19 protein-coding genes and 1 pseudogene are annotated in these 20889 nt (G+C 66.6%); 12 read left to right on the top strand and 8 right to left on the bottom strand.

Annotation, left to right across the window (positions count from 1 at the left end):
- Positions 1-7 precede the first annotated feature (7 nt).
- Positions 8-796 (bottom strand): class I SAM-dependent methyltransferase, encoded by a 789-nt coding sequence (locus C479_RS08840; protein WP_007701161.1) that lies wholly within the window; start codon positions 794-796, stop codon positions 8-10.
- A 156-nt stretch (positions 797-952) separates the two neighbouring features.
- On the opposite strand from C479_RS08840, the gene C479_RS08835 reads away from it, so the two are divergent.
- The gene (locus C479_RS08835) at positions 953-1198 is read left to right on the top strand and encodes a ferredoxin (RefSeq protein WP_007701159.1); all 246 of its coding nucleotides are present in this window, start codon (positions 953-955) and stop codon (positions 1196-1198) included.
- 47 nt (positions 1199-1245) lie between these two features.
- Here the strand turns inward: C479_RS08835 and C479_RS08830 are convergent, their stop codons facing one another.
- Entirely contained in the window at positions 1246-1797 is a 552-nt protein-coding gene (locus C479_RS08830; RefSeq protein WP_007701157.1) for a hypothetical protein, read from the bottom strand.
- Between the two features lie 564 nt (positions 1798-2361).
- Between C479_RS08830 and C479_RS08825 the strand changes: the two genes are divergently transcribed.
- Positions 2362-5040, top strand: a complete 2679-nt coding sequence (locus C479_RS08825; RefSeq protein ID WP_007701155.1) for a M14 family zinc carboxypeptidase — start codon at positions 2362-2364, stop codon at positions 5038-5040.
- Positions 5041-5183: 143 nt separating this feature from the next.
- Here the strand turns inward: C479_RS08825 and mdh are convergent, their stop codons facing one another.
- Together mdh and C479_RS08815 are read right to left on the bottom strand one after the other, a co-directional pair.
- The gene (mdh, locus tag C479_RS08820) at positions 5184-6098 is read right to left on the bottom strand and encodes a malate dehydrogenase (RefSeq protein WP_049907179.1); all 915 of its coding nucleotides are present in this window, start codon (positions 6096-6098) and stop codon (positions 5184-5186) included.
- Positions 6099-6218: 120 nt separating this feature from the next.
- Positions 6219-7913, bottom strand: a pseudogene (locus C479_RS08815) (acyl-CoA synthetase).
- A 365-nt stretch (positions 7914-8278) separates the two neighbouring features.
- On the opposite strand from C479_RS08815, the gene C479_RS08810 reads away from it, so the two are divergent.
- The 3 genes from C479_RS08810 to C479_RS08800 all read left to right on the top strand — a co-directional run bounded on the left by C479_RS08810 (position 8279) and on the right by C479_RS08800 (position 9994).
- Positions 8279-8731, top strand: coding sequence for a TIGR00725 family protein (locus C479_RS08810; protein ID WP_007701143.1), 453 nt, complete (start codon positions 8279-8281; stop codon positions 8729-8731).
- A gap of 51 nt (positions 8732-8782) precedes the next feature.
- Positions 8783-9214 carry a GNAT family N-acetyltransferase gene (locus tag C479_RS08805; RefSeq protein WP_007701141.1) on the top strand — a complete coding sequence of 144 codons (432 nt, stop codon included), beginning with the start codon at positions 8783-8785 and terminating at the stop codon, positions 9212-9214.
- Between the two features lie 111 nt (positions 9215-9325).
- On the top strand, positions 9326-9994 hold the full coding sequence (locus tag C479_RS08800; RefSeq protein ID WP_007701133.1) for an Sjogren's syndrome/scleroderma autoantigen 1 family protein: 669 nt from the start codon (positions 9326-9328) through the stop codon (positions 9992-9994).
- A gap of 5 nt (positions 9995-9999) precedes the next feature.
- Here the strand turns inward: C479_RS08800 and C479_RS08795 are convergent, their stop codons facing one another.
- Complete coding sequence (locus C479_RS08795; protein ID WP_007701131.1) at positions 10000-10968, bottom strand: phosphotransferase family protein; 969 nt, start codon at positions 10966-10968, stop codon at positions 10000-10002.
- 222 nt (positions 10969-11190) lie between these two features.
- Positions 11191-11502: a hypothetical protein gene (locus tag C479_RS08790; protein ID WP_152415845.1), complete on the bottom strand. Its 312-nt coding sequence runs from the start codon at positions 11500-11502 to the stop codon at positions 11191-11193.
- A gap of 202 nt (positions 11503-11704) precedes the next feature.
- Here C479_RS08790 and hisI point away from each other — a divergent pair, with 202 nt between their 5' ends.
- The 4 genes from hisI (at position 11705) to C479_RS08770 (ending at position 14372) form a co-directional block, all read left to right on the top strand.
- Positions 11705-12070 carry a phosphoribosyl-AMP cyclohydrolase gene (hisI, locus tag C479_RS08785; RefSeq protein WP_007701125.1) on the top strand — a complete coding sequence of 122 codons (366 nt, stop codon included), beginning with the start codon at positions 11705-11707 and terminating at the stop codon, positions 12068-12070.
- Between the two features lie 2 nt (positions 12071-12072).
- Positions 12073-13284 carry a DUF7118 family protein gene (locus tag C479_RS08780; RefSeq protein WP_049907178.1) on the top strand — a complete coding sequence of 404 codons (1212 nt, stop codon included), beginning with the start codon at positions 12073-12075 and terminating at the stop codon, positions 13282-13284.
- A gap of 55 nt (positions 13285-13339) precedes the next feature.
- On the top strand, positions 13340-13765 hold the full coding sequence (locus tag C479_RS08775) for a universal stress protein (protein WP_007701120.1): 426 nt from the start codon (positions 13340-13342) through the stop codon (positions 13763-13765).
- A gap of 97 nt (positions 13766-13862) precedes the next feature.
- Entirely contained in the window at positions 13863-14372 is a 510-nt protein-coding gene (locus C479_RS08770) for an HPP family protein (protein WP_007701117.1), read from the top strand.
- A gap of 102 nt (positions 14373-14474) precedes the next feature.
- Here the strand turns inward: C479_RS08770 and glmM are convergent, their stop codons facing one another.
- Positions 14475-15839: a phosphoglucosamine mutase gene (gene glmM, locus C479_RS08765; protein WP_007701114.1), complete on the bottom strand. Its 1365-nt coding sequence runs from the start codon at positions 15837-15839 to the stop codon at positions 14475-14477.
- Positions 15840-15964: 125 nt separating this feature from the next.
- On the opposite strand from glmM, the gene C479_RS08760 reads away from it, so the two are divergent.
- The 3 genes from C479_RS08760 (at position 15965) to C479_RS08750 (ending at position 18602) form a co-directional block, all read left to right on the top strand.
- Positions 15965-16981, top strand: a complete 1017-nt coding sequence (locus tag C479_RS08760) for an HVO_0234 family beta-propeller protein (protein WP_007701111.1) — start codon at positions 15965-15967, stop codon at positions 16979-16981.
- Positions 16982-17103: 122 nt separating this feature from the next.
- On the top strand, positions 17104-17622 hold the full coding sequence (locus tag C479_RS08755; RefSeq protein WP_007701109.1) for a hypothetical protein: 519 nt from the start codon (positions 17104-17106) through the stop codon (positions 17620-17622).
- Positions 17623-17735: 113 nt separating this feature from the next.
- On the top strand, positions 17736-18602 hold the full coding sequence (locus C479_RS08750; RefSeq protein WP_007701090.1) for a ribose-phosphate diphosphokinase: 867 nt from the start codon (positions 17736-17738) through the stop codon (positions 18600-18602).
- Positions 18603-18698: 96 nt separating this feature from the next.
- Here C479_RS08750 and C479_RS08745 read toward each other — a convergent pair whose 3' ends face one another.
- Positions 18699-20837 carry a CARDB domain-containing protein gene (locus C479_RS08745; RefSeq protein ID WP_007701086.1) on the bottom strand — a complete coding sequence of 713 codons (2139 nt, stop codon included), beginning with the start codon at positions 20835-20837 and terminating at the stop codon, positions 18699-18701.
- Between the last annotated feature and the right edge of the window lie 52 nt (positions 20838-20889).

The raw sequence follows: 20889 nt of genomic DNA, 5'->3' as shown, positions 1-20889 counted from the left end.
AGTCGGGTCACTCGGCTGTGTGCTTCCCGACGCGTTCCAGCAGCGCCCGATAAAACGTCCCGTCGTTGGTGGGAAACACCTCGTCGACGCGCCAGGGCGTCCCGGCCGTGGCCTCGCGGAGTCGATCCGGCGAACACAGCAGGAAGTGCAGCGACCGACCGATCGCGTCGAGACCGGGCGCCGTCGTCGCGCGCTCGTATTCGAAGTGGAAGCACCGGTGGGCGATTCCCTCGCGTGGATCCGGTCGGTACCCGAAGAAATCGCTGTCGAGCTCCCGCGGATCGTAGTTGTCGACGAGCGCGAGCGCATCGTCGGTCGTGACGCGAGCGAACCGATCGAGGACGTCGGCGATGCCCGCGAGGGAGCCGCCGAGACCGAGTTGCGTTCCGGAACAGTTGATCGCTCGGAACCGGTCCCGGCCGAACGGCAGGGTGAACATATCGCCGACGAGAACCTGTCGGGTCCCACGTTCGCGGGCGGTCGCCACGGCGCGCGAACTCACGTCGATACCGACTGCATCGACGTCGTGATCCCGAACCCACCGAACGTGCTGGCCGGTTCCACACCCGACATCGAGAACCGGTCCGCCGGAATCGGTCAGCCGCTTGAGCTGGGCGATTCGGTCGTCCGCCCACTCGGCAGGGGGTGTAAAGTAGAACTCCTCGACGTTGCCGTCCTTCGTCGCCAGGCCGTCGCGGTAGCGCAGCGTTCCATCCCGGCCCTGCTGGTAGTCCCACATCGCGAGCCCCAGTGCGTCCTCGGCCGGTTCTGCGGTATCGGCGGCGTCCGTGACCATACGACCGACTCGATTCGCCGGGAACATAAAATCACGATGATATATGGTCCCGACTAACGTACCACACGGTTTGCCGGCCCAACCGGATTCGACGGTCCGTCGGTTCGGACGGCCATTCCCGCCAGCGCTATAGGCCGACCGTCCTAACCCTCGACTATGAAAGTCGAGTTCGACGAGGACACCTGTATCGGGATGTACCAGTGTGTCGCCGAGTGGGGCGAATTCGAGAAAGACAAGGATCGCGGTAAGGCCGTCCTCAAGGGCGCTGAGGAGGCCGAAGACGGCGTCTTCGTCCGCGAGGTGCCCGCGGACGCCGAACTCGACGCGAAGTTCGCGGCGCGGGCCTGTCCCGTCGACGCGATCACGATCTACGACGACGATGGCGAGCAGCTGATACCCTAACGACGCCCTCCTCACCGCGTCCTGGAGGAACGGAGCGCGTATCCTGCTCAGGAACAGTCACCGGCGTGTTCTCGCTCGAACACGTCGTGGTCGTATACCATCGCCCACGCGCCGATCCGTTCGGGAACGGTCTCGGGCGTCGCGTTGCCGCTTCCGTCCCCGACTTCGACGCGGACGAAATAACACTCGCCGTCCAGATCGCGGTCAGACGCGCTTTGGTACTCACCGATCGGGTCCGAACTGGTGAACGACGTCCGTAGCCCGTGTTCCGGGACCTCGAATTCCAGTTCGTACTCGTCGGTCGCTCCCATCCAGTCTTCGACGAGCTGGACACCGTCGATAACACCGTGCTCGCCGGCCCCGTCGCTCGTTTCCGTTCGCACTCCCGCTATCGAGTATCGGTCCTCGTGAACCTGCGTTCCATTTCGCCGGGCAACGACGGTTACGTTGACCGCTTCGCCAGTTCTGTTTTCTATTTCGACGAGTGCGAGCGATGCGACGGGTTCGTCAGCGTCGTCCGACGTGCCGTTCGAGAGACAGCCGACGAGAACCGCCCCGCTTCCCGCTCCGATCGCCTGGAGGATGTTCCGTCGTTTCATGCGGCGATCTTCCTTTCAGCACAATATTCCACCCCTACGTTATTAATTATTCCATGCCAATTCTTCCTTTCGTAAAATGAACCGGCGCAGTGTTTTGCGTGTTTGCTATCGCTTTCGGACCGTTCGGAGTAGCATCCTTCTTTGCGTTTCCGGAGGTTGTCAACCCGATATCGACCAATAGTACGGCGCCGTTTTCTGCCTCAGACATACCGATTCGGGCCACTGAGTCTCGGTTGGGCCGTTGGGTGAGAACGGAATACGTATCTCCATATCCCAGTATGGGTTGTGGATTTCTGTTACACCGTGTCACCTCTTGTCCAGGGGCTATCTCGTCGAGCTTGAACCTCTCCCTCGATGAGAAGATAGTGATGGTGTTCATCTTACTCGATTGTCTGACCGCCAGTTAGGCCATCATTTCCGTTCCGACGACACGGTCACCATCCGGAACTATCGCTGTCGTCACGCTGGGGGTGCTCCCTCATTACGCTCCTGGCCAATATGCTATATAATTTCTATAGATCTAGATTATATTTTTATATTCGAAGGCCTAACTCCTGAGGGAAGATGGACGAAAATCCGAACCACCGCGCACAGCGATCAGTCAGTGACCGACCCTGCCCTGTCAGCCGGCGTTCGTTCCTCGCCGCCGCGGGCGCGGGAGTGAGCGGATTGTTCGTCGACACGGCAGGTGCATCGACGCCGACGACACAGTCCGCGATGACCGACGAGTACGCGTTCGTCGTGGATCGGGTGGGAAGCGGCGAGCGAATCCCGACATTGCTTCACCTTTTCGACGAACGGGGCTTCGCCCAGATCGAGGGCTTCGGGACCGATGTCCGAACGACGGAGAACCCGTGGCCCGCGGCGTACGCACGCCTGACACCCGACGAAGCCGCGGAACTCGCACAGCTGCCGCTGATAACGCAACTCGAGTTCTCGCCCGGCGCGAATCCGTTCTGGAAGCACCACGACTACCCGGACCGGGTGTTTCCCGACCCACAGGACGCGCTCGATTACATCGCCTACGAGGAGGCCGTCGACGGCCTCGAACACTTCGCCGCGGAATATCCCGACCGCGTCAACGTGAAACGCTTCGGGAACACGCCGGGCCTGGACAACCGACGAAGCGGCGACCGGCGTTCCTACGACCTCGTGGTCGCGGAACTCTCGAACGACGTGGATACGATCACCGACAAATCGGTCGTCGTCAACTCGCTCAGCATTCACGGCGACGAGCGAAGCGGTGTCGAAGCGGGGATGCGCCTCCTCGAAGGCGTCCTCCGCGGCGAGGAGGAAGCACTCGAGTCCTGGCTCGACGACATCGGCCTCGTCTTCGTCCTGTCGAACCCCGACGGCTGGATGGCGAGACATCCCGAAACCGTCTCGGCAGCCAGTTCCTCGAGCGATACCTTCACGCGTGTGAACGGCTCCAATCTGGATCCGAACCGACAGTACCCGACCGCGGGGCTCATCGATCCCAACCGGTATCCCGGCGAACCGAACGGCCAGAATCTGGTCAACGACGATCCCAGCGGCCCGGACGACGACGTCGAGAGTCAGTACGAACAGAACGTCCCGGACGTCCTCTGGCTCGTCCACGAACTCCGCAAATACGACGACGTCGCTTACGCCTCGGACTTCCACGGAATGTACGGCTCGAACCACTTCGTCAACTCGATGCAAGGAAACGGCGAGTACGGGCCGCGCGACCAGGCAGCGATCGACGCCCTCAACGAGCGGACGAATCAGGCCTACGAAGACGAGATCGCTCCGCTGATGGACCAGTACAGCAGTGAGATCTCCGACGCGGCCTCCCAGCGCGGCATCTACGAGGTACCCTCGGTGCCCTACGAGTGGGGGACCACCGCGGACACGATCGACTACAACGTCACCGGCAGCATGGGTGGCTGGCTCGGCAAGACCGTCGAAATGGGTGGACTCGGTGCGACGGTACTCAGCTACGAAATGGCGATCGACAACGCCCAGACGGCCAGTCCTGTCCCCTTCAACGCCGGCCTCGTGACGGTGCAGACGGCGGCCTACCAGATCTGCATGCGCGAACTCGCGCGCGTCGCGGGCGAGCCGATCGACGGCGGGATCGAGACCGACGGCCGTTCGCTCGCGATCGTCGACAGTCCGACCGTGGCCCGTAGTTCGAACGACGTCACGATCGATTCGGCGACGACGCTCTCGCGTGACGAGACCACGATCGACGCGGCGATCGGTCGCGGACGCCACCCAATCAGTGTCGACCGCGGCGTCCACACCCTCTCGATCGACGTCACCGAAGCGACGGGCCGCATCGACGAGGCCTCGCTGATCGCGCCGGACGGCACCGAGATTCGCTCCGCGCCGGTCCGCGGGCGGGAATTCGGCCGCGGCGCGGACTGGCTGGTGACCGATCCCGACTCGGGAACCTGGGAAGTCCGCGTTCAGAGCGGGGACGAGCGTGCTCGCGGCGAGAGCGACCGCGCCGGAGGCGAGAGCGGACGCACTCGCGGTGAGGGTGGTACGGCCGCTCTCCGGTTCGCGACCATCGATGCCAGCGGACAGCCCGATCCGGGGACCATGGACTACGACCAGCGTCCGTACGACGTGACGCCGGTCACCTTCCTGGAGGAGTACGGCGACGCCATGGTCGACGGCTCGGCCGCGACGCTTTCCGTGAGCGATGTCGAAAGCGGTGCGCTGGTTAGCGGCGGCCAGCCGGCCCACGATCAGCTAGTGATCCTCCACGACGACGGCGTCGACAGTTCCACTTACGTCGCCGCGATCGAGGCGTACGTCGACGCCGGCGGCGACCTCGTCCTGACCGACGCGGGCCTCTCGCTCCTGGGCTCGCTCAGTGTCGAGGGCGCGGGCTCGATCAGCGCTTCGGACGTGAACCGAACCACCCGGCAGTTTGCCACACTCGAGAGCACGTCGAACCACGAACTGGTGAACCACGTCAGCTCGCTCGAGGGCGAACTCTGGACGGGCCCGACGATCGGTTACACGCCCAGCAACGAGTCGCCGGTCCACACCGTGAACCAGAACGCGTTCACGTCGGCCGGCGGTGACGTAGCCGCCACGACGGACGGCGACGTGATCGTCGGCGAACTCGGTTCGATCACCGTTATCGGCAGCCTCCTGCCGCCGGCCAACCAGTCGAACATGCATCCCTTCGGCATGGAAAACTACGGCATCACCGCGCCTGGCATGCGGATTCTCCGGGCCGCTCTCGGGCACGATCAGCGGCGGTGACAGTGTCGGACAATGCCGATCGGCCGGGTTAGCCACCCGAACGATCGAGGTCCGTGTGACGCCCGACCGGGCTGGGACGTGCGGTTCGAACCGATGCGATAGCGGGATGAACCCGGTGTCGCCAGCTTCTGGCACTGACCGTGTCAGGCGATCTTCTCGTACTGCTCCGTGAGTTTCTCGGCGGCCTCGTCGAGCTGGTCGTGTTCGTCGTCGGTGAGGTCCCACTCGACGACTTCCTCGACGCCGTCGGATCCGAGCTTGCACGGCACGCCGAAGGCGGTGCCATCGTGGCCGAACTCGCCGTCGAGTTTTAGGCTGCAGGGCAGGACTTCGCCGGTATCCCGCAGAATCGCCTCGACCGTGTGGGCGACGCCGGTCGCGGGGCCCCATTGCGTGGCGCCTTTCTTCTCGATGACGTTCATCGCACTCTCCTGGAGCTCGCCGAGCAGTTCCTCTCGCTCGCTCTCATCGAACGCAAGGTCCTCGCCGTCCACGCGAACCTTCGAGAAGAGGGGGACCTGGGCGTCGCCGTGTTCGCCGAGGATGGTCGCGTCGACGTTCTGGACGGGAGCGTCGTAGCGCTGGGCGATGACGTACCGGAAGCGGGCGGAGTCGAGTCGACCGCCGAAGCCGATCACTTGCTGGCGGGCTCGGTCGCCAGTCTCGTAGAGGTGGCGATTGAGCAGGTCGACCGGGTTCGAGGTCGTGACGGTGACGAAGTCGTCGTTGTGCTCGGCGAGCGACGACCCGATGTCCTCCATGATCGGCGCGTTGTCGCCCGCGAGGTCGATTCTGGTCTGGCCGGGCGAGCGGGGAATCCCGGCAGTGATGACGACGACGTCGGACCCGGCCGTGTCCGCGTACGTCCCCTGCCGAACGGTCGTGTTCGAGTCGTAGGCCACCCCGTGGTTCGTGTCGGCGGCCTGGCCGATCGTGACGTCCTCCTGGTCGGGGATATCGACGAAGACGAGTTCGTCGACGACGTCGCGCAGTGCGAGATTGTAGCCGGCGGCGGCGCCGACCGTCCCGGCGGCGCCGACCACGCTAACTTTTGACATGCCGGGTTCGGATACGACTTCCTACTGGTTAAACCGTCGGGTCCCGTGACGGTGCGCCGTTCGATTGGGACGAGGCGGGCTGGAGCGGTGGTCGATACCAACCCACGTTTGTTGCCGTTTTCAGGGTTCGGCCTCAGCTTCTTCGGCCACGTCGTTCGCAGCGTCGTCCCGAAGCTCGGTGCGGCGAATCTTGCCCGTCACCGTTTTGGGCAGTTCGTCTCTGAACTCGATCTCGCGGGGATACTCGTGCGCCGAGAGCACCTCTTTCACGTGATTCTGAATCGCCTCTTTCGTCCGTTCTGACGACTCGGCGCCCTCGCTCGGGACGATGTAGGCCTTGACGATGTTGCCCCGCTCCTCGTGGGGCCGGGGGACGACCGCCGCCTCCGCGACGGCCTCGTGTTCGCCCAGTGCACTCTCTACCTCGAACGGCCCGATCCGATAGCCCGACGAGAGGATGACGTCGTCGGCCCGTCCCTCGAACCAGACGTAGCCGTCCTCGTCTTTGTGTGCGAGGTCGCCAGAGAGGTACCATTCGCCGTCGGGCCCGTCGACGAACGCGTTCTGAGTCTGTTCCGGCCTGTTCCAGAACTCGGCGAAGAAACACGGCTAGTCGCCGCGCTGGGCGATCTCGCCGGTCTCGCCGGGTTCCATGACCGCCCCCGTCTCGGGATCGACGATGTCTGCTTCGATGCCGGGCAGTGGCTTCCCCATCGACCCGGGTCGGAGCTCCATCGTCGGGTAGTTGTTGATGATCATGTTCCCGGTCTCGGTCTGGCCGTACGTATCGAGGATCGTGACGCCGAGTTCTGCCTCGCCCCACTCGACGATGCCGGCGCTGAGCGGTTCGCCGATCGAGAGCGCGTGTCGCAGATCCAGGTCGACGTCGGCGAGCACGGCTTCGTTCTCCCGGAGCATCCGGTAGGCCGTCGGCACCGAGAACAGCACGGTGATCGGGTACTCGTCGAGCAGTTCGGCCCACGTTTCGGGACCGAACTCGCCCTCGTACGTGAACAGCGGCGTTCCCCAGAACCAGGCGCCGAGCGTGTTGATCGCGCCGGTGAGCCAGCCGAGGTCGCCGGTCGACCAGTAGAGATCGTCAGCCTGGAGATCGACGGCGTACTTCTGGGTCGCGGCGACGCCGAGGAGCCAGCGCTGTTTGTGCAGGACGCCTTTGGCGGGCCCCGTCGTCCCCGACGTGTAGTACAGCAATGCGTCGTCTTCAGCACCGGTTTCGGCGACGTCGTATGCCGTGCTCGCGGCGTCGAGGGCGGTGTCGAATGCCACGTCGTCTGCGGGAACGCCCCTGCCACGGTCGACGGTGATCACGTGGTCGATCGTCCGGACGTCGTCCAGTACGTCCGCGATCGTGTCGCGGTTATCGCTCGTCGTGACGACGGCCGTCGCGTCACAGTCGCCCAGCCGGGCGGCGATGCCCTCGGGACCGAACCGTTCGTTGATGCTCCCCCAGACGGCGCCGTGTTTGAGCGTCCCGACCAGCGCCACGTAGTGTTCGGGAGTCCGGGGCACGTACGAGAACACCCGGTCGCCCTGCTCGACACCGATGTCGTCGAGGACGTTTGCGAACTGGTTCGACCGATCGGCGAGCTGCCAGAACGTCATCGTCGACAGCTCCCCGTCGGTTCCGACCTGATAGAGCGCGACCCGTCCCCGGTCGGTCGCGTGTCGGTCGGCAACCTCGTGCCCGATATTCAGGGTGGTCGGTGCGTCCCAGTCAGCTTCTGCGGCGATGTCGTCCCACGTAAACGCTTCCCGTACCGTATCGTAGTCCGAGAGGTTGTGGCTAGTTCCCATACACAATCGTGGATATCACCACCCGGAATAATGCTACTGGTCACTATCTTCTATTGAAATAACGGCCCGTCTCCGCAGAACCTATCCTTCTGCCGTCGTACTGGTGGTCTGGACCCGGCTCCGTCTGGCCTGGGTAACCCGTCCATCTGATCGTCGATCCCCCTCCGCCAGTCGCCCGTCGCCGCGACCGATCACCGCTGACGGCACTGCCGTCCGCGTCCGTGAACGTTGCCGACAACAGTCCATTCGAGTCTGCGGAACGGCGGTCCAGTCTCGACGATAGTATCTCAGACGTGAATTTCAAATTGAACTGGATGCCCTCCGGGTACCAAACAGTCAAGGGCCCGGCCCGTCCTGTCTCTCTCATGCGCGTCAGTGTCATCGGCGGGGGTGAGATCACCGATGCGGAGTCGAAACTCGCCGAGCGAGTCGGCCGGGAGCTGGGAACCCGGGGTCACGACGTCGTCTGCGGCGGACTCGGCGGCACCATGTGGGCCGTCTGTCGCGGCGCGTCGGAGGCCGGCGGCCGCACCATCGGCATCCTTCCGACCAACTCGGTCGCCGACGCCAACCCCCACGTCGACGTCCCGATCGCGACCGGCATGGGTCACGCTCGCAACGCGCTCGTCCCGCTGAACGGCGACGCGGTAATCGCCCTCGCCGGAAGCACCGGTACCCTCTCCGAAATCGGGTTCGCCCACGTGTACGAGCGTCCGATCGTGGGTCTCGGGGCGGCGGAGGTCCCGAGTCTCGACATGGAGACGGCGTCGACCCCCCAAGCGGCGGTCGAGTTCGTCGAATCCGCCGTCTCCGAGTAGCACACCCGTCGTCACCGTCACCCTCATTTCACTGCCGGCGAACGCTCCTGCATGGCAGCACCCGCAACCGTTCCCGACGGCTACACGCTTCGGCGGGAGGTCCCGACCACCGAGACGTTCCTCGTGCTCCGTGAGGCCGCCGGCATGCCCCCGCGATCACGCGACGGTGCAGAACGCGGCCTCCCGAACTCGCTGTTCGGTGTCACCGTCGTCCACGAGCCGACGGACGAGCCGGTCGGCATGGGACGCGTCGTCGGCGACGGTGGAACCGTCTACCAGCTCTGCGACATGGCCGTCCACCCCGACCACCAGGGCCGGGGCCTGGGAACGGCGATCATGTCCGCGATCGACGACTGGATCGCCGAGACGGCCCCGCCGAACGCCTACGTGAACCTTTTCGCCGACGTCGACGGCTTCTACGAGCGATTCGGCTTCGAAGCGACCCGTCCGGCGTCGAACGGGATGTTTCGACGGACGGAGTGAGCCTTCGGGGACGGTCTGCGACGGCCGCGGCGGAACGCGATCGACGGCCACCGACGCCAGTCCCTGACGCGGGTCGTAGCCTTTTCGACGTTCCAGCCCCACTAGTCGTCTATGAGCGAGACGGAGGACGACGACGGCGGTATCGACAAGGAAGCCCTCCGGGAGGAACTGCGCGAGAAGTACGAGGAAGACGACACCGAGCGTGAGGCCACCCAGCGCATGAGCGACCTCCTGTTGAAGGGCGCGACGATGACGAACTCACACTGTAACACCTGTGGCGACCCGCTCTTCCAGCAGAACGGTGCCACCTTCTGTCCGTCCTGTCACGGTGGTCCGGAGGGCGTCGAGGCGTCGGCGAACGGCGCCGCTGCCGGTGACGCCCCCCAGAACGGTACGTCCGACCGCCGCCCAGAACCGACGTCGCAAGCACCGAACGACTCGCGCACGGCCGACGAGCCCCGCGAGCCGTCGTCGGTCGAACCGGAGCGCCAATCGTTCGACCCACAGTCGTCGCCGACGAACCCGGACGCTGTCGACACACCGGATCCGTCGGAACTGGCCGGTCCCGACGCCGGCGCCACCGGTGGCCCGTCGACGCCGCCGAGACGCACGCCCGCACGGCCTGCCGACGGCGACGCGACCGACGCGGTGACCTCGCTCCGGGCGGCACTCGAACGCTTCGCACGCGAGGCGGCGACGACCGACGACCCCCGATACGCTCGCGAGTGTCTCGAAGCCGCGAACGAGGCCGCAGAAACCCTCGAAACGCTCCAGCGATAACCGCCTCACGTCCACGCGTCTCGGCAGGTGGCGAGGGTCTCGTCGATGAACGCCGAGAGGAACGACGCGACGTCCTGCGTTTCTTCGTCGATCCCTCGCTGGGTGGTGAGCGAGTCGAGGTGTGAGGCGGCGACGAACGCCCGGTAGGCGTCGGCTCGCTCGTCGAATCCGTCCGGAAGCGGTCGGACGGACTCGTAGGCCGCTCGGAACGTCGCCTCGGCGTCGTCCGGTCCCTCCCAGCCGCCCCCGTCGAACAGCGGGACGGCGGTTCGCCAGTAGTCCCACTCGGGACTGCCCGCCAGGGCGTGTTCGAAGTCGATGACACAGGTCGTGTCGCCGCCGGCGACGGCGACGTGGTCCGGCGTGAACCAGCCGTGACAGAGCGCGGCTTCGCCGTCAAGACAGTCGAATCGGGCGGCGTGATCCCGAAGGAACGCCCGCGTTTCGGCGACCGCGCTCTCGTATCCGGTGGCGGAGACGGTCCGTTCGTAGACGGCCAGCTGATCATCGAGCGCGTCGCTCCACGTCGCATCTCGGTCGGTGTCGATCCGCAGGTCGCTCTCCGGATCGGCGGGATCGCCGTCGATCGCCAGCAACCCCGGTCGGTCGAACGTCGCCTCGCCGTGGAGCGTCGCGAGCGTCCGTCCGGCAATCCGGAGCCAGTCCGTCTCGAGGACCTGCTCGTCCTCCGGCGGTTCTGTCGGCGAATCGTCCCGGTAGGCCGCGAGAAACCAGCCCGCACCCACGTCGAATATCTCGGGAACCGGAATCGACGTCTCCCTCGCTACGTACCGGAGGACTCGTCCCTCGACACCGGCCGACCCGCGATCGTCCACGGACACCTTGCAGACCGCCCGACGGTCGTCGACTTCGACCTCGTACACTTCGTGCGGCGGGACTGCATGAAGGGATCGCACTGGTTCCACCCGTCCGAGCACCGTCTCGATTCGCTCACCCGCTGGCAATTCTTCCATTGCACGATTCGGTACAATCCGAGGGGTACAAGCCCTGACGCTACCGTCCACTCCTACCGGTAGACTGAAGTGTTCAAGTGCCCTAGTCCCGACCGAAAGTTTGTTTCTCGGGGTCGAACTCGCCCGTCGAGTGCTGTCTCTATCGGCGAAAAACCGGCTCCAGGCGCGCGGAATCGCCGCTATCCGATGACGGAACCGCCTCGACGCCCGACGGTAATCGACTCATCTACGGTCGAATCCAGGCCGTTGCGGTCGTTCGAAGACGAGCACGACCCAGGTACTGACCGTGATGGCGAGCACCGAGCCGGCGCTCCACCACCGGACGCTCACGAAGGGAAGCAACCGGACAATGCCGATGGCCGCTAGCCAAACCACCAGGTCGAAGAAGATGAACGAGCGAAGCGGGTGCGTCTCGTGGAATCGGCTGATCCACTTCTTTCGCTTCTCGCGTCCGTCGGCGACACCCCGTCGATCGTCGGCCATGGGCATGTCGTGAGCGCCCCATGTAGCGCCCATGCCAAAACTGTCGCGCATCCGTGCCACCCGTGGATCGCGGCTCCACCGCTTGGACCACGGCTCGGAACATCTGAGAACAGGTGGATGCGGTTTTCCGGCGATTCCGTCGCGGTCCTTTTTCATCGAAGTTTTTCGCGACGAGTTGCGGGCAACTGCCCGCACTCGTTCGCGCAAAAAGTTCGTCGTAAGGCCTATCGCTCTCCCCACCGACCTGTCACGTATGACTGACGTCGAGGTGGACTTCGGCGAGACCGGACTGGTCCCCGCGATCGCCCAGGATGCCGAGTCGGGCGAGGTATTGATGCTCGCCTCCGTCTCACCGGAGGCGCTCGAGCGGACCCGGGAGACGGGACTGGCACACTACTACTCGCGCTCCCGTGAGGAACTCTGGCAGAAAGGGGGTTCGAGCGGCCACGTCCAGCACGTCGCGGAGGTCCGGGTCGACTGTGACGCGGACGCGCTCCTCTATCTCGTCGAGCAGGAGGGCGGCGCCTGTCACACCGGCCATCGCTCGTGTTTCTACCGCACCGTCGATGGCGACCACGTCGGCGAACGGGTGTTCGATCCGGAGGCCGTCTACGAGTAACCATGTCGAATCCTGTGCAATCTGGCAGTGATGGCGCTGACGCTGCCGGGCCGAACTCGACCGCCCGCGAAATCGACAGTGATGCGCTGGCCCAACTCGAGGCGGCGATCGATCGGGTCGAGTCCGTCCAGCATCGAATCGACGACATCGGCGCGGACGAAGTCGAACGCGGTGCCGAGGCCTATCGCCGAGCCCGGAAACTCCTCGAGAACAACGACGAGCGGGCGGTCGGGACGGGTCGCGAGGCCTTCGCGGCCTACGTCCAGTTCGAGGCGCAGTTCGACGATCTCGTCGACGGACTCGACGACGACCTGGTGGAGCGGGCGGCGTTCGAGGACGCCTACGAGGCTATCGACAAGCGTCGTCTCTACGACGAGGACTTCGAGGCGGCGAAGGCGGCCCTCGACCCCGCCGAGCGCTACGTTTCGCTCCTCGACGAACGCGAGGCGGCGACGAGCGACCTCCACGAAGCTCGCAAAGCTGCCCGCCGACGAATCGACACCCTCGACGCCGAGATCGCCCGCCACGATCGTCTCGTCGAACTCGCGTCGGTCGATCTCGACGTCCCGGTCGATCGCATTCGGGACCCGATCGAGACCTACAACCGGGCCGTCGAGGCCGCTGTCGACGCGTATCTATCGACGGCCTCGGCCCGCGAGGTCTTTGCCTTCCTCGAACGGAGTCGCCTCTACCCGCTCGTGGACTTCGAGCGACCGCCTGCGGATCTCCGTGACTTCGTCGAGTCGAATCCAGCAGGCGAGTCGACCGTCTCACAACTCCTCGAGTACGCGGCGTACTCGCGGTCGAAACTCGCCCACCACGTCGACGATCCCGACGAACTCAAGCGCCAGGTGGCCACCCAGCGAACCTACCTGCAGCGCCTCGACGCCGAGCCGCTGACGATCCCGTGGCCGCCAGCACCCGCCGAGACGCTGCGGTTTCAGGTGCGCGAACGCCGCCCGCTCGTCACCCGACTCGCGGACACCGTCATCGACGTCGAGACGGACCCGGTCGTCGCGCTCCAGGCAGTCGGGGACCTCGTCCACGATCCGGCGTACGATCGGCTCCAGACCGCTGCGACCGCTCGAACCGAACTGAGCGAGCGCGAACGCGAGCGCATCGAAGCTGGGCAGGTCGCCGCCGACCTCGAGGCCCTTCGAGCCGAACGCGCCGCGCTGCAAGACGCGCTGGAATCGGCCGACGACGTGACCTGACGCCGCTCGACGCGGACCCATCGACTTTTATCCGTCCGACTGCGTAGCCTCGTCCGTGACTCAGCAGCTCCTCGTCCCGATGGACGATTCGGCGCTCGCTCGTTCCGCACTCGAGTACGCGCTCACCGCGTTCGGCGAGGTCGCGGTGACCGTCGTCCACGTCGTCGACGACCTCGAAGTGGCCTACGGCGGCGGTGCGCCGGGCGTCGCCGACGGTGAACCGGACTTTTTCGCAGACGTTCGAACTACCGCCGACGAGCACGACGCCACCGTCGAGACGACCGTAATCGAGGGTGCACCCGCGGATGCGATCGTCGAGTACGTCCGCACCGAACCCGCAGACGGCATCGTTATGGGCAGCGAAGGTCGATCGGGCGTCTCGCGCGTCCTGCTCGGCAGCGTTGCCGAGGCTGTCGCGAGGCGGTCGCCGGTCCCGGTGACGATCGTCCCCGCCGACGATCGCGGTACTGGCGAGTCGTAGCGACAGCCCGTCGCGGACCGTCGAGTGTCGTGTGGTTCCGCTCGTCTCCGCTCCGAAACCGCGGAGTCTTTGCCCGTGTAGTGGCGACTGACGGGCGATGGACGACCGCGTCGGCACGACGTTGCACACCGGTGTGCTCCTCTCGACGACGGCGGCGCTGGCCTGGCTCACGGGACTCCCGATACTCTTTCCCAGTCTCGGGCCATCGGCGTATGTCCTCGCGCTGTTCGAACGCGGCGAGTCGACGTCTCCGCGACGGGTGATCGGCGGTCACGCCGTCGGCGTCGTCGCTGGGCTCCTCGCGTACGCGCTTCTCGCTGGCGGTGCCGATATGACGACCGCGACGGCGCCGGGCTCGATCGCGGGATTGCGCCTCGGGGCGAGCGCCGTCCTCGCGACGACGCTCACCGCCGGCGGGATGCTCGCGACGGACACTCGTCATCCGCCCGCCTGTGCGACCACGCTCATCGTCTCGCTCGGCCTGCTCCCGACGGTGGGGGAGGGCGTGCTCATCCTCCTCGCGGTCGTCGTGCTCGTCGTCGCCCACCGCGTGCTCCTCGCGACGGAGCGCCTCGGCAAAACGTACGCCGCGGCAATCGGTTCGTAACGCCGACTGAACGACGGTCCTGGTGGAATGGGAACGCAGCGAGCTACAGACAGCAATCGACGAATCGACTGACTTCCGTTTTGCCAGACTGGCCGGTGTCCGTTATGCCTGCCCCGTGGCGGCCAGCAGCGCCTCGTGGACGTCCGCCACGAGTTCCTCGGCTCGTTCTCGCTCGCGGGCCTCGGCGTAGATGCGCACGAGCGGCTCGGTTCCCGAGGGGCGAGCGAGCACCCAGGCGTCGCCGTAGTCGAGCCGGTAGCCGTCGCGGGAGGTTACCGACGCGTCGGCGTCTTCGGCGTAGGCGGCTGCGGCCTCGAGCATGGCGTCGCACTCGGCCGTGGACGCGTACTCGACGTTTCGGCGGACGTTGGCGTAGCCGTCGTACGGCGCGACGAGTTCGCTGGCGGGCGTCTCGGCGACGAGTTCGAGGAAGCGAGCCGCGATGTAGGCGCCGTCGCGCGCGAGTCGGTAGTCGGGGAAGAAGATCCCGCCGTTGCCCTCGCCGGCGATCGGGACGTGGCGTCCCTCGGCGTCGAGCTCGCGGATGCGCGTGATGATGTTCGTCGACCCGATCGGCGTGAGTTCCACGTCGGCTCCGACGTCGGTGGCGACGTCGACGAGTCGCTGGGAGACGTTCACGGCGGAGACGAGTGCGTCGTTCGCGTCGAGTTCCGCCGCGGCGAGGGCCGCGAAGGTCGCGTCTCCCTCCACGTAGGTGCCGGACTCGTCGAAGAAGATCGCCCGGTCGGCGTCGCCGTCGTGGGCGATGCCGACGTCGGCGTCGGCGGCGCGAACCAGTCGGCCGAGTTCGCCCAGGTTTTCCGCGACGGGTTCCGGATCGCGCCCGGGGAAGTGCCCGTCGGGTTGGGCGTTGACGGTGACGACGTGACAGCCCAGCGCCCGGAACACGTCCGGACTCGTCAGCGACCCGGCGCCGTGGCCGGGGTCTAACGCGACGGTGAGGTCGGCCGCGGCGATCCGCTCGCGGTCGACCGCGGCGAGGACGTCCTCGACGTACGCTTCTCGAGTGCCGTCTATCGCTCGAACCTGCCCGATCTCGTCCCAGGCGACGTCGGCGAAGTCCTCGGCGAGCAGCGTCCCCTCGATCGTCTCCAGTTCGGCGACCGAGAGCTCGACGCCGTCGGCGCCGATCAGCTTCACGCCGTTGTACTCGGGCGGGTTGTGCGAAGCCGTGACGACGATCGCCGGTACGCCTTCGCGCGCCGCGTAGGCCTGGACACCGGGCGTCGGGGTGATTCCGAGTCGATCGACGTCGGCGCCGACGCTCGCCAGCCCGCTCGTCGCCGCGTCGACGAGCATCCGGCCCGTGTGACGCGTATCGCGGCCGATCGCGACGCGCGGAGCGTCCCACGCCGTCCCAGCCGCCTTCGCGACGCGGAGGACGAACGCCGGTGTCAACTCCTCGTTCGCTACGCCGCGTGCCCCGCTCGACCCGAATACCTCCATCGAACGCTATTCCGACCGCCCACCTCAAAGACATTCCGAAGCGTCACGCGGCTGCCACCGGTTCGAGACACCACGGGTGCCGGGTGATGCCAATCCTTTCTACGATCCGCGCCGAATCGGCTGGTATGCAGACCCTGACGGAGAAGCGGGTCTACGACGAGCACGTCGGCGCGCGTTCGTGTCTCGTGGCGAGTGCAACCGGCCTCGTCGTCGTTCGAGTCACGGACACCGCCGTCGGCGAATTCTCGCTGGTCGATCGACGATCGGCCCGTGACGTGGCCGTCGAGTCGGTTGCGACCGACGCGGACGGTCTCAGCCACGTCGTCGCGGTCGCGACCGAGGACGACGTTCTCGTCGGAACAGTGGCGGGATCGACCGTCGCGCGAACCGAGTCGACGACCGACGCCGAACCGGCGACTGATTTCGACCGATCCGGCGCGACCGATGGCCCCGATCTCTCGACGTCGCTCTCGGACGCGCTCGAACCGACCGGATTCGGCCCCGCGACCTGCGTCGATGCCGGACCCGAGACGATCGTCGCCGCCACGCCGGACGGCGAACTCCGCTGTCTCGAGTACGCTGATGGGCAGCCGGCCGCCGACTCGTCGTGGATCGAGATTTCTGCGCCGAGGGAGGCGGTCGCTGACGAGCCCGTCCAGCGTCCGTCCGTTGCAGCGATCGACGCTCCGTACGTCGCGACGGACCGTGGCGTCTTCCGCATCCGAGACCGGACGCTCCGGGCCATCGGCCTCGACGAGGTCCGGGACGTCGCGTCAGACGGAGTGGTGCTGGCGGGAACCGAGTCGGGACTGTACGCGTTCGAGAGCGAGTGGGACTCGCTGCTCGACAACCCGGTCGATGCCGTCTCCGTCGTAGCCCACCCCAGCGGGTCCGAACCCACCCGCTCGGCTGTCGCGTCCGGAACGACACTCGTCGCACTCGAATTCGCGGAATCGGACGCAGAGCCGACCCACCGGACACTCACCACCGCGGACGACCAGATCGTCGATCTGACGGCTGGGCCGGCCGGTCCCGTCTACGCGATCACCGATGCTGGGTCGCTCGTAGCCGCCGACCGTACCGACCACCGCCGTCACGTGCTAGGGGTTCGTGATCCGGCCGCGATCGCACTCGTCGACTAACGAGATTTACCGCGGTCCCCGTAACCGACTCGCCGAGAGGGACGACGCAGTTGGCCCGAAACAGTCGAAGTCCAGACATATGTCTGACAAACAGTTATCCGCGACAGGTCGAAGAATCACGTATGACACAGCGGACACGACGCCGATTCCTCGCCGTCGCCGGCGCGCTCGGTGTGAGCGCGACGGCCGGCTGTCTCAGTGGTGACGAGAGTGACCCGGACGATAGCTCCGACGACGGCTCGACCGACGACGGAACCGACGGCGATGCGAATCCGTCGGACGATTCCGAGCCGACGGACGAATCGTCGACCGTCGACGGGACCGTCCTCGGCGACATCACGCTTCACAACCTGAACGACACTGCACACACCGTGACGATCCAGGTCGAAATCGACAGCACGATTCAATCCTGGCCGACGAAGGAGATCGAAGCGGGAACCGGCGGTATCACCCTCGATCGGGCCTGGGATGGCGCTAACGGTGACGTCCGCGTCCGTGCACGACTCGACGGTGAGAGTTTCGTCGAGGTCACCCCCGCCGACTGGAACGATCCCGACTGCCTCTCGCTGATGGTTCTCATCGACCAATCCGGCACGCTCCGTATCACTGCGCCCGCTAACGACGCGTTCTGTACCGAGTGAGTACGCTCGCGGGTGAAGCCTCGCTTCCCGTCTCGTTCGTTGGTCTCGCTCTCGAGCCGGCGCCGCTACCGACAACCGAAACCGGTTCGTAGCCGCCGCCAGTCGTCTCCAATATGATCGTCAGTGGGTCTTCCTCGCAGTCGCTGGCCGCCACGCTCGCTGCTGAGCTCGACGAACCGCTCGCCGCGGTATCCATCGAACAGTTTCCCGACGGGGAGTTGCTCGCCTCCGTGCCCGGTCTCGCGGACGCCGAGCGCGTCCCGGACCGCGTCGTGATCGTCGCGTCGACCGTCTCCAGCGACGCGCACGTCGAACTCCTCCAGTTGCAAGACGCCGCCCGGGAGGCTGGCGTCGACGAGATCGTCACCGTCGTCCCCTACATGGGCTACGCCCGTCAGGACGCCTCGTTCGAGGCCGGCCAGCCGATCTCCGCCCGGGCCGTCGCCCGGGCGCTCTCGACCGGTGCCGACCGGGTCGTCACCGCGAACCCTCACGAAGCCGCCATCTGTGACTTCTTCGACCCGCCGGCGACGGCCGTCGATGTCGCGCCGGCACTGGCCGAGCCGCTCCCCGACGACCTGACCGACCCCATCTTCCTCTCGCCCGACGCGGGCGCCGTCGACATCGCCGAGACCGTCCGCGACGCCTACGGGGCGGGTACGACCGACTATTTTGAGAAGACTCGCACGTCCGGAACCGAGGTCGAGATCGCACCGAGCGACGTCCGCGTCGCCGACAGGGCCGTGGTCGTCGTCGACGACATCGTCGCCACCGGCGGGACGATGAGCGAGGCCATCGGCGTCCTCGACGCCCGCGGTGCCGCCCGCGTCTACGTCAGCTGTGTGCACCCGCTGCTCGCCGGCGCTGCCTACACGCGCCTCGCTCGCGCCGGCGTCGAGGCGATCTACGGCACCGACACCATCGAGGGGCCTGCCAGTGCGGTATCGGCCGCGCCGTGGCTCGCCGACGCGCTGGAGTAATTGCTCGTCACCACCATCGCCGAACATCCCCCTTGCCGTCGCGTGCGTCCTCTTCGCTCGCGAAAATCAGGTCCCTGTGTCGCAGGTCTGGGCCACTCACTCGTCTCCCCAGAGGCCGCGCCGTCGAGCGGCGAGCACGCCGCCGAGCGCGGCGACGAGCGCCGTTACGCCCGCGATGGCCGTCGCCGAGAGCGAGGTAACCGCCGCTTCGGCCGCTGCAGCGTAGCCGGCGATTCGACCCACACCGACCAACGTCTGCCGATCGCCGGCAGTCACCTGGTTCAGCCCGTTCTCGCGGAGCGTGAACGTGGCCTCGACCCGCGTCGACTCACCGGGAGCGAGGTGAACGGTCTCCTCGGCGACGGTGCCGCCGGGGGTCCGGATGGTCACCTTGCGCGTCGACGGCCGATCCGGGTGGCCGGTTACGACGGCCGTCGCCGTGACGTCGTCGCCGACGTCGACGCTGCGGTCAGAGACCACGAGGTCGGTAACGGTCGCCGTGGCTGCCGCCTCGACGGTGACCGTTCGACGGTCGTCACCGACCTGCAACTCGTACGGTCCCGGTTCCGACGGCGTCAACGCGACCGTCTCGGTCGTTCGCTCCCCGGCGCCCAGCTGGCCGGCGGTCGCATCGACGATCTCGCCGTCGACGGCGAGTGCGGCGTCGTAGTATCCCGCCGTCGCGTCGACGTTCGTGACCGTGATCGGTATCGTCGCCGTCTCACCAGGGACGAGTTCATCGAGTTCGTCGACGGAACCGTCGCGATAGGGACCGGCGATGGAGATCGGCTCCTCGGCGAAGGCGGCGTCGAACGCGGTCGGTTCGACGGCGAACAGCGACCGATACGCCGACTCGGAGCGCGTGTCCGGGATCGTCTCGGTTTCGACGACGCGTTCGGCCGTCGCCACAGCGTCGGGGCCGCCGACATCCTCGACTGCCGCGTAGAATTCGGCCAGTTCGAGGGGCTGCTCCGCGGCGCCTACCCGCCTGAAGACTCCCTGCAGGCTGCGGTCGCCGTCGGTGGCGCGCCTGATCTCGCGGTCGATCGCCAACAGGGCGAGCGGACCGCGGGCGTACGTAGTCTCCCTGTCGGCCCAGGTACCGGGGTCGGCGAGGACACCCTGGTCGTAGGGATACCGAGAGCCTCGTTCGACGAACCGGCGGAACGCGTCGTACTCGACGTATCCGAGTTCGAGTGCCAGAGTCGCGGCGTAGTAATCGGCCTGTCCCTCGACGAGCCACCGCGTGGCGGCCGTCGTGCCGTTTCCGACGCCAGCGAACGGCTGGCGCGAGTGAGTGTACTCGTGCAGCCAGACGTTCCCCGGCCGTTCGAGGTCGGCGTCGGCCCGAACCCACGCGTCGCTGTCGCCATACTGCAGTCCGGCGGCGCGCCAGTCGACCTCCCCAACGGGCGCCGCGACGACGAAGAACTCGTCGTTTCGTGCGCCGACGTCCAACCCCTGGCTCGCCCCGCTTAGCGCCTGGAGAATCGCTTCCGGCGATTCGGCGAGATCGGCCGCCTCGGGGACCACGAGCCGGTGCCGCTCGCCGTTGGCTTCGGAGACGTACTCCTCGACGGGTCCGAAGACGGCGATCGTCTCGCCGACGGCACCCTCGCCGTCGACGCTCACCGTCCGTTCGACCGAGATCGAGTGGCCGCGTCGGTACTGCCAGCCGTAGGACAGCTGCGGGACCGCGACGATTCCCCACTCGCCGGTCTCGGCGAAGTCGAGGTCCCCGCCGCGCTGGGCGGTCGCCGTCGATCGATGGCCACCCTCCTGGTACTGGCGATTCGCCTCGACCCCGAGCGTCACCGTGGGGGCCGCCGTTTCACCGTCCCACTCGAGCGTGTTCGAATCGATCTTCGCGAACCCGTCGGTCGCCTCGATCGTCGCCTCCGACGGCGCGGAGAGTTCCAGGGCGGTGACCGCGTCGGGGATCGAAATCGTCGCCTGTGCGCCGAATTCGCCCGGCTCGTCCGGTCGCTGGCGAAGTTCGAGCGACGAATCGATCGTCTCTCGCGTCGCTGCGGCGCTCGGGCGGGCCGGTTTCGCCTCGCCCGGCGCGACCGAGGAGTGAACCGTCGCCACCGACGTCGTGGCCGCTACGGTCGGGCGCTCGTCTCCCGGCCCGGTCGACGCCGAACCCGCGGTTCCCGCTGCGGGCCCGACGGCCATCGCGGGGAGCGATAGCACGAGAAGAAAGACGAATACGATCGACAGACAGTGTCGCATCTGAACCTGTTTGAGTGACGGACCAGCAAATCCCTTGTGGGCGTGCCGTGAC

The organism is Halovivax asiaticus JCM 14624 (assembly GCF_000337515.1).
Taxonomy (GTDB): domain Archaea; phylum Halobacteriota; class Halobacteria; order Halobacteriales; family Natrialbaceae; genus Halovivax; species Halovivax asiaticus.
The sequence above is the reverse complement of the archived record's forward strand: the minus strand, read 5'-3'. Positions and strand labels throughout refer to the sequence as shown.